The organism is Rhodococcus sp. G-MC3 (assembly GCF_030063335.1).
GTDB lineage: Bacteria > Actinomycetota > Actinomycetes > Mycobacteriales > Mycobacteriaceae > Rhodococcoides.
In genome coordinates this window covers 34,843-42,524 of the sequence record NZ_JASISW010000032.1, presented here as the reverse complement: position 1 = coordinate 42,524, position 7,682 = coordinate 34,843, and the positions used below count along the sequence as shown (strand labels likewise).

7 protein-coding genes are annotated in these 7,682 nt (G+C 62.0%); 3 read left to right on the top strand and 4 right to left on the bottom strand.

What is annotated here, in order from left to right:
• A partial coding sequence (locus QMK17_RS24260; RefSeq protein WP_283511853.1) for a LacI family DNA-binding transcriptional regulator occupies positions 1 to 711 on the bottom strand: 711 nt, incomplete at its 3' end.
• Positions 712 to 982: 271 nt separating this feature from the next.
• Between QMK17_RS24260 and QMK17_RS24255 the strand changes: the two genes are divergently transcribed.
• From QMK17_RS24255 to QMK17_RS24245, 3 genes are all read left to right on the top strand, one after another.
• A complete protein-coding gene (locus QMK17_RS24255; RefSeq protein ID WP_283511852.1) occupies positions 983 to 2,548 on the top strand; it encodes a hypothetical protein in 1,566 nt (521 codons plus the stop codon).
• Entirely contained in the window at positions 2,545 to 2,868 is a 324-nt protein-coding gene (locus tag QMK17_RS24250) for a hypothetical protein (protein WP_283511851.1), read from the top strand. The genes QMK17_RS24255 and QMK17_RS24250 overlap by 4 nt, the downstream gene beginning before the upstream one ends.
• Positions 2,869 to 3,466: 598 nt before the next feature.
• Complete coding sequence (locus QMK17_RS24245; RefSeq protein ID WP_283511850.1) at positions 3,467 to 3,649, top strand: hypothetical protein; 183 nt, start codon at positions 3,467 to 3,469, stop codon at positions 3,647 to 3,649.
• A gap of 17 nt (positions 3,650 to 3,666) precedes the next feature.
• Here QMK17_RS24245 and QMK17_RS24240 read toward each other — a convergent pair whose 3' ends face one another.
• The 3 genes from QMK17_RS24240 to QMK17_RS24230 all read right to left on the bottom strand — a co-directional run bounded on the left by QMK17_RS24240 (position 3,667) and on the right by QMK17_RS24230 (position 7,597).
• Positions 3,667 to 4,137, bottom strand: coding sequence for a hypothetical protein (locus tag QMK17_RS24240; protein WP_283511849.1), 471 nt, complete (start codon positions 4,135 to 4,137; stop codon positions 3,667 to 3,669).
• A 65-nt stretch (positions 4,138 to 4,202) separates the two neighbouring features.
• The gene (locus tag QMK17_RS24235; RefSeq protein WP_283511848.1) at positions 4,203 to 6,137 is read right to left on the bottom strand and encodes a primary-amine oxidase; all 1,935 of its coding nucleotides are present in this window, start codon (positions 6,135 to 6,137) and stop codon (positions 4,203 to 4,205) included.
• Positions 6,134 to 7,597, bottom strand: coding sequence for an APC family permease (locus tag QMK17_RS24230; protein WP_283511847.1), 1,464 nt, complete (start codon positions 7,595 to 7,597; stop codon positions 6,134 to 6,136). The genes QMK17_RS24235 and QMK17_RS24230 overlap by 4 nt, the downstream gene beginning before the upstream one ends.
• Positions 7,598 to 7,682: the final 85 nt, after the last annotated feature.

Below are 7,682 nucleotides of genomic sequence, written 5' to 3'. Positions count from 1 at the left end.
CGCAGTCGGCACGACCTCGCCCCTCATCAGCCCCGTCATGGCGCAGAAACCGAATTCGTGACTGAACGGCCCACGCTGGTTCCATTCAGGTTTGAGCGAAGCCCCCGAGCCGACCAATGCCGCTTCGAACCCCAATCCACGGTCCCGGGAAGTGCTCGCGGACGTGGGGCCACCGAGTAACGCGACCGCGCGGTGTCCGTGGCGCAGCAAGTACTCTGCAACGGCGGCTCCACCTTCTCTGTTCTCACTGGAGACTTGATCGCAGGAAAGCCCCTCGACTACCCGGTTCACCAGTACAACCGGACTGCGCCGAGCCAATGCTTCTCTCAGCGGTTCGGAGTTCTCGGTGACTGTCGTGAATACCACTCCGTCGACGGATCCCGCACGTATGGCGTGCAAAGCAGCATCATTTCCGGGCCCGTCTGAATTCCACAGTGTGACTTTCTGTCCGGCCGCGTCCAGGGTGGTTGTCAGAGCGTCCAGGATCTCCGGGTAGAACGGATTCTTGAGGTCCGCAACAACAACTCCAACGGTGTCTACTCTCCCGGTCTTCATAGCCCGCGCACCAAGATTGGGGACGTAACCCACCTGAGCTGCGGCAGCAAGGACCTTGCGACGGGTCGCGTCGCTGACTACACCGTTCGCGAGAACCCGGGACACCGTCGCTTGGGATACCCCAGCAAGCTTGGCGACATCGTTGCTAGTGGCCACGGCTGGCAACCGCATTCGAACTGTGCACGTTAAACCGACCAACTCTCTTCGAGCTTCGACCCTGCAAGCATCTATCCTGACACGACATAGCGATTATCCCGCAACCCTCACGCAAGGTCCGTATCCACCTTCGGATCGGGTCCTTCGTCGAAGTAATTTTAACGGTGCGGAAAGTGCGTACTGCAAAGCTGGACTTACCGCGACGATCGAGCCGGATGGCCGCTTGCCTCGGTTCCCGTACGCGGAACAGACCCAGCGGTAGGGTTGGTGGATGCCAGACTCTCCCTCCTGGATCGAACTGATGGGACGCCACGCTGCGTCGGCGACTCTGTCGGTGTCGGCGACGGTGGCCACCCGGCCCGACGGCAACGCGGTCGAGTGGTCGGTGTGGCACGGGCGTGGTGGTCGCTGGCGCGTCGAGCGCGACGGGCAACCGATCTACTTGTTCGACGGCATGTCGGCGGTCACGCGGCACGGCGATGTCATGCATCGGTCGCGGAGCGATTTCCACGCGCCGCTGCTCGGGTCGCTCGCGCCGACGACGTTCTTCGGTTCGGATTCATTGTTGGACAATATGTCTCGGAAACTCGTGCCTTCTACTGCGGAACCGGTGGTCGAGGATGGTCGCAGCGCCTGGGCCGTGCAACTGGCTCACCCGGATCAGACAAGCTCCGCGCAGGTGGTCATCGACGACGAAACCGGAGCGGTTCTTCGCTTCACAGGAGGCGGGCATGACGTCCTGGTCGTCCGGGATCTCCAGATTCGAACCGATCTTGGGATAGATTTGTTCGTCTGGGACGGCCCGGTCGAAGATGTTCCTGGTCCGGACCGCGAGGCGATGCGTCGACGGGCACGCCAGGTTCCTTGGGTTCAGGTGCTGGTGCAGATGGTGCACGGGCCCGATGTGCCGGTCCGCGGGGTAATTCGCAGTGTGGACGAAACGGGCGAACCGCGCAGTACGGTCACCGTGGGAGTTCAAGGCGGGAATCCGATTCCGACCTTAGTAGGGGGCGTGGACGCCGAATCTCTCGCGGTGTGGAAGAGCGGGCAGAGGGTGCGGGTCGAACGTCGCGACGGCTCACCGGTTTTGATCAGCGACGGGGTCACCTCGTGGCGGTTTCGGGAAGGGGAGATGCCGACGACGGCTCCCGTCGACTCAGTTCTGTACCGAGGCAACGCGACGGAATTGTTGGCGCGGCGCCCGGCAGCCGAATGGCTCGGCGACGACTTCACAAAGCCGGTCGGAACGATTGAAGTGATATCAAAATTCGGTCGTGCCGCCTACGAATTCGATCTGGAGCCGCCCGCACGTAAACCGCATCCTGTGCACACAATGGTCGATGCCGAGACGGGAATCGTTCTTTATCAGGGTGTTCCGCACCTGGGTGTGACCAGTGAGTGGACGGAGTTCGAGGTCGTCGACGCACACGACGATGCGTTGTTCACTTGGACTGGCCCGTCGGAGCCTGCCGAGGAGCAGCATCGACGGCAGCGACAGAAGCACGACGATGCTCGGTCGGCGCGACTGGCGTGGTTCTACGCCCAGGTGACCGCCGAGTCATTGGACATCGAGATCACGATCTCACTCGACGTCAACTACGTCCATGAACTGAACGAAAATACCGGCGAGTTCGTCGCGAGTCTCGGTGGTTTCGACCACAACGGGCAGTTGGCTCGACGGGTGCATTCGGATGAACCGTGGTCTCGTGCCAATTTTTCGGGCGCCCGCACCTGGTCGAGCAGCGGTTTCGACTGGGTGCTCGTGGTCAATGGTGTCGAGTTGTCGGACTCCGCCTTCGAGGCGCTGCGGCGTCGGATCGATCGGGAGGCACCGTGATCCTAGGAATCGTCTTCGTCGTGTCCGCCGTGCTGTGCCACATGGTCGCTGCGCGCGGGGTTACACACGAGAACGATGAACTGCCGCTGCCGACGGTCTACAGTGTGAATCTTGTGCGGCCGTCGCGTCGCACCCGCCGCTTCCAGACTGCGGGGTGGATTCTGAGCATCATGGGAGCACTGAGGGTAGGTGAATCGTTCTGGATGCTCACCCCGGGTTGGAGCGCCGTCACGGTGATCGCTCTTTTGTTGCTGATCAACGCGATTCCTGCATTGGTCATCACCCTGGCACACAACCGAGACCACGGTCTGCAGCACTGAACGCTAGCGGCAGCATTGGGCCGAGGACCCCGCGTCGAGCGCTTCGAGCCGAGCTGCGTCGTAGTCGTTGGGCCCGGTCGGAGACGACTACGCCTGCCTTCTCGAGTTGCCCGAGGTGGTGGTTGACCCGGCTACGAGAACTTCACGATCGTCTATCCGGGCGTTCGAATTGGCGATAGTCGTGTCCGGCACCCGTGGGCATTCCGCAGTCGCGTGCATTTGTCAGGGAACCGCGACGGTGCGGAAATGCTGTTCGACGAAATTGTGACGCGCGGAGCTTTCGGCTGCAGATCCGTGCACGGTCAAGAACATCCGCCGGTGTGAAGCCCCACCGATGTCGGAGCCACCCGCTACCGTTCGACACATGCGGCGCGCAGCGGCGGGGTCCAACACGTCGTATCGGTACGAGTGGGCGTCGTTCACCGACTGGTGCGCCGCCGCCGATATGCCCCGTTACCGGCATCGCCGGTGACACTGGCCGAGTTCCTCGCCGACAAACTCCGCCTGCGACCGGGCGCAAATCCGCCGCATCTCGGCAATCACCCGCACCCACCTCGACGCCGGCCACGCACCGCCCGGACGGACCACTGCGCTGCGCTTGGCCTTCGACTCCGCCCGAGCAGAGCGCCGACACCGCAGGGCTCAACGGTTGGCCGCTGCTGCAGCCGACTTACCGACTGTCGGGTCGACCGAGGCGTTGTTCGGTCACCGCGACGCGGTACTGCTGATGCTGGCGGTGCTGAAAGGGAAATTCTCGTCGGTCACCGCACAAAACCTGTAGGTGACAACACGAGACCATCAACTCTCGCCCAAATGTGTGCGAAGACTGCAATTTCCGCCGCCCGAGGAACTACCTACCTTCTTCCCGTGCTTGGGGCGATGAGCGGACCGTCCGGCTGGGCTCCGCGCGATACGAGCAGGACCTTCCGCCGAGTCGCCGCGTGTGATCGCAAACAGCACGATGGTGGCGAACACGGCTTCGGCTGCGGCGATCATGGTTGCTGCTGTGGGTGTCGCCACGGACGCAGTCATGTCGATCGAGTGCGGGCCCCCGTGATGCCCGGCATGCGTGGCGGACGTGTTCATATTCTGGTGGATGGCGATCATGCCGATGTTCATGGCGGCTACTGCTGCCCAGTCGAGAACGGTTGGGTCATTCCACATATGCCATGCGCAGTACAGGCATCCGACAACCATGGTGAGCACCGCTAATGCGTGTAAAGGGCCGTGGCTGGGCAGTCCGACGATGTGCAGAACAGCTGAAACCATGGCCAGGACCGCCCCCGTGCGGCCCACCCATCGGGCGAGGCGCACGGGGGTCGACGTCCTCATCTCTACTCGCCCGTGCAGCAGTGCGTCGCCGTCGACGCCGGCGAGTTCAACGTCGGGTTACGGTCGAAGAACCCAACCGGCTTGAGCTTGAACCCGGCGTAGTCGACGGGCATGACAGGCCAATCCTCGGGACGCGGGAAGTGGGTGAGCCCGAAGGTGTGCCACAGCACAAGATCTTTGCCCTCGACGTCGCGGCCACCGGCGACGAAGGCGGGCAATCCGCTGTCGCCGGGGTGCTGGTTGACGAAATCTCCTGCGGGATAACGCTCATCCTTGGCGTAGGGAGTGACCCACAGATGTTTCGTGGCGAATGCTGCGCGTCGGGCGATCGAACTCGATGGGTCGGCGAGCAACACTGGTTGGCCTTCGGGATGCAGCGCGTAGCCGACGTCCTGTCCGAGTCGGTTCTGCTTTTCCGGGTTGGTGATGTGCCACACGCGGGCCTTCGAGTTGTCGGCCATCCGCTGGCCGTTCGACTCGCTGGTGATGGTGGTCTTCTGCGCTCGGAAGGCGTTGCCCCAAGGGTTTTCCGGCCCCATCGGTACGGGAACCGCGTCGACCTCGGTGACGGTGTTGGTGTTTCCGTCGACTTCCATGTCGAGGCGGGCGGAGAACAGGTGTTGGTGGAACGGTGCTCCGAGCCCGGGTGCCATTTCGGTGGAGTAGCCGTCCTCGCCCCGGTACGCGGAGGTGAAGACAATGCCGGTCGCCTTGGCTTCGAGTTCTATGGTGCCGTCGAGGTAGAGGTACCAGTAGAAGCCGTAGTCGTAGTTCCCGATCGTCAGGAAGAACGAGATGACGAGTCTGCGGGAGCGTCTCGTCTCCGCCATCCCGTTGAACATGTCGGTGTGCTTCCAGAGGATTCCGTAGTCCTCCTCGTGCAAGCAGATCGCGTTCTTCATCAGCTTCGGATGTCCGGTTTCGTCGGCGATGATGACGTCGAAGTACTTGATCTCGCCGAGGCAGTCGCAGCCGAGTTCGAGTGCGTTGGTGTAGCGGCCGAAGAGGTACTCGCCCTGGTCGAAATAGTTCTGCCAGTAGCGCACCGGTGAGGGGTCCGCGTACGGAACCACCATCTCGGCGATCGACGCGCGGTAGATGACGGGGCGCTCGGTTCCATCGTCGGCAAAAGAAAGCTGGTGCAGTGTCAGGCCTTCGCGGACATCGAATCCGAATTTGAATTTCCAGTCCGCCCAGCTGATTTCGTTCCCGTCGACGGAGAAGCTTGCGCCCTCGGGCTGCGTGATCTCGATCGGCTTGAGATCGGTGCGGGTGGGGGATGCATGAGGCGCGGCGTTCCATTCTCCTCGCTCGGCCGGCACCGCAAGTTCGATCTCGTCCACGACTTTGACGACGGAACGCTCGGTCAGGTCCACATAGGCGACGACACCGTCGATCGGATGCGCCCACGGCAAATCTGCTTCGTCCTCCTGGAAGAACGCGAGTACGCGAACGATGCGGTGACCGATTTCGTCTTCATGCCCGAATACGCCCGCCGAGAGTGGGACTGCTCGTACCTTCGCCGGATCGATGCTGCGCTTTTTCATCGCGGCGAGCCATGGCTCGCTGTTGAGCATGAGAGATTCGATGTCCTCGAATTCGGCATCGAGGATGGGGACGTGTCCGTCGTTGGCTGCGTCCAACGAAGTTTGTTCGACGATGTCGTGGGTCGTCACCGAAACGATGTAATCGGTTCCGATTCCGGTGGCACGATCGAGCAGGAGTACGCGTAGTCGACGCTCGATGGCGTCACCCGTTTCGAAGGCGTGAACAACGCTCTTGTCGGGTTCGTCGAGTGCCATGTACACGAAGCGTGTGTCGTCCCCGACGGCGCCGGCCTCGACGAGAACGGTGCGGGCGATGTCGATTTCGTCGGCGGTGAGGGTGCTCAGCGGGTGGTTGACTACTGCGCTGGTGGTGGTGTCGAGGAGCGTCATCGTGCGATCTCTTTCTTTTCGGTGTTGTCGAGAGTTGTCGCTGCATGGGGGCGGATCGCTGCGACCGCGATACCGCCGAGGAAGACTCCGATCAGCAGCACCCCGATCAGTGCGGCGAGTGTGCTGGAGCCGCCCACTAGTAGCGGAAGATTAATGATTGTCATGAAAAGCAGTACCGCCAGACCGATCAATCCCAGGGCGGGAGCGATGATCGTGTTCCAGGGTCGGCGATCGACCCGGGTCCGTCGGAAGTAGACCAGGATCGCGATCGATGTGATCGTCATCAGCGCCACTATGCCCACTGAGGACACGCCGGCGAACCACGCGAACACCTCGGTGACTGGATCGAGACCGGCGACAGCGGATGCGATGACCAGAACCAGGGCGGAGACAGTCTGGACGATCGAGGCGATGTACGGGGACGAGTGCTTTGCATGGGCTTTGCCGCATTTGACGGGCAACGCCGAGCTGTTGGCGAGCGAGAAGATGTAGCGGGAGAGGACGTTGTGGAATGCCAGCAACGCGGCGAACAAGCTCGAGATCAACAGAATTTGGACGAGGTCGCCTGCGACGGCACCGACATATTTCGTGGCCGTTTCGGTGATCATGCCCTCGGGGTTCTCGGTGGCAATTGCCACCGCACCCTCGTCTCCCCAGGCACTGACCATCGCCCAGCTCGAGATGGCGTAGAAGACGCCGATGACGATCAGCGCGATATACGTGGCGCGGGGAATCGTTCGGGCGGGGTCACGGGCTTCGTCGCGGAACACTGCGGTTGCCTCGAAACCGATGTATCCGGCGATGGCGAAGATGAGTGCAATTCCGGGAGCGCCTGAGAAAAATTCGCTGGGATTGAGCGCCACAGTTGACAATCCGGAGTCGCCGCCTTCGCTACCAATTACGGCGGCGTCGATGACGAGCACGATTCCGACTTCGCAGACGAGCAGAACTGCGAGCACTTTTCCGGAGAGGTCGATGTGCCGGTATCCCAGTGTCGCAACAACTGCCATCATGGCGATCGCGTACGCGTACCAGGAGATTTCGGGCCCGCCGTGGGAGGTTACGAAATCGTTGAGCGCGGCGCCGATGTATCCGTATACAGCTCCCTGCACCGCGGTGTAGGACAGCAGCGCGAGAAACGCCGAACCAAGCCCGGCATGTCGACCTATTCCCTTGGTGATGTAGGTGTAGAACGCTCCGGCGCCTGCGACATGTTTGGCCATCGTGGTGAATCCGACGGCGAACAGCAGCAGGACGACGGTGCAGACCACGTACGACGCGGGATACGCGGCACCGTTCCCGACTGCGATACCGAGGGGGACGGTGCCCGCGATGACGGTCAGCGGGGCCGCGGCCGCGACGACCATGAAGACTATCGCGCCCGGCCCGAGCTTGCCGCTCAGTTTACGAGTGTCGCCTTGATGGTCGACGCCCTGTGACGCAGAAGATTTGATGCTCATGTGTTCGATATCTTTCCGACGAAGTGACGGTCGAGAACAACAATGGAGTGCGAACTTGTCGACACAGTTGCCGCCGCATCACAGT

Coding starts and splice junctions, on each gene's coding strand:
- QMK17_RS24255 (WP_283511852.1), top strand. CDS start 983: ATGCCAGACTCTCCCTCCTGGATCGAACTGATGGGACGCCACGCTGCG.
- QMK17_RS24240 (WP_283511849.1), bottom strand. CDS start 4,137: ATGGTTTCAGCTGTTCTGCACATCGTCGGACTGCCCAGCCACGGCCCT.
- QMK17_RS24235 (WP_283511848.1), bottom strand. CDS start 6,137: ATGACGCTCCTCGACACCACCACCAGCGCAGTAGTCAACCACCCGCTG.
- QMK17_RS24230 (WP_283511847.1), bottom strand. CDS start 7,597: ATGAGCATCAAATCTTCTGCGTCACAGGGCGTCGACCATCAAGGCGAC.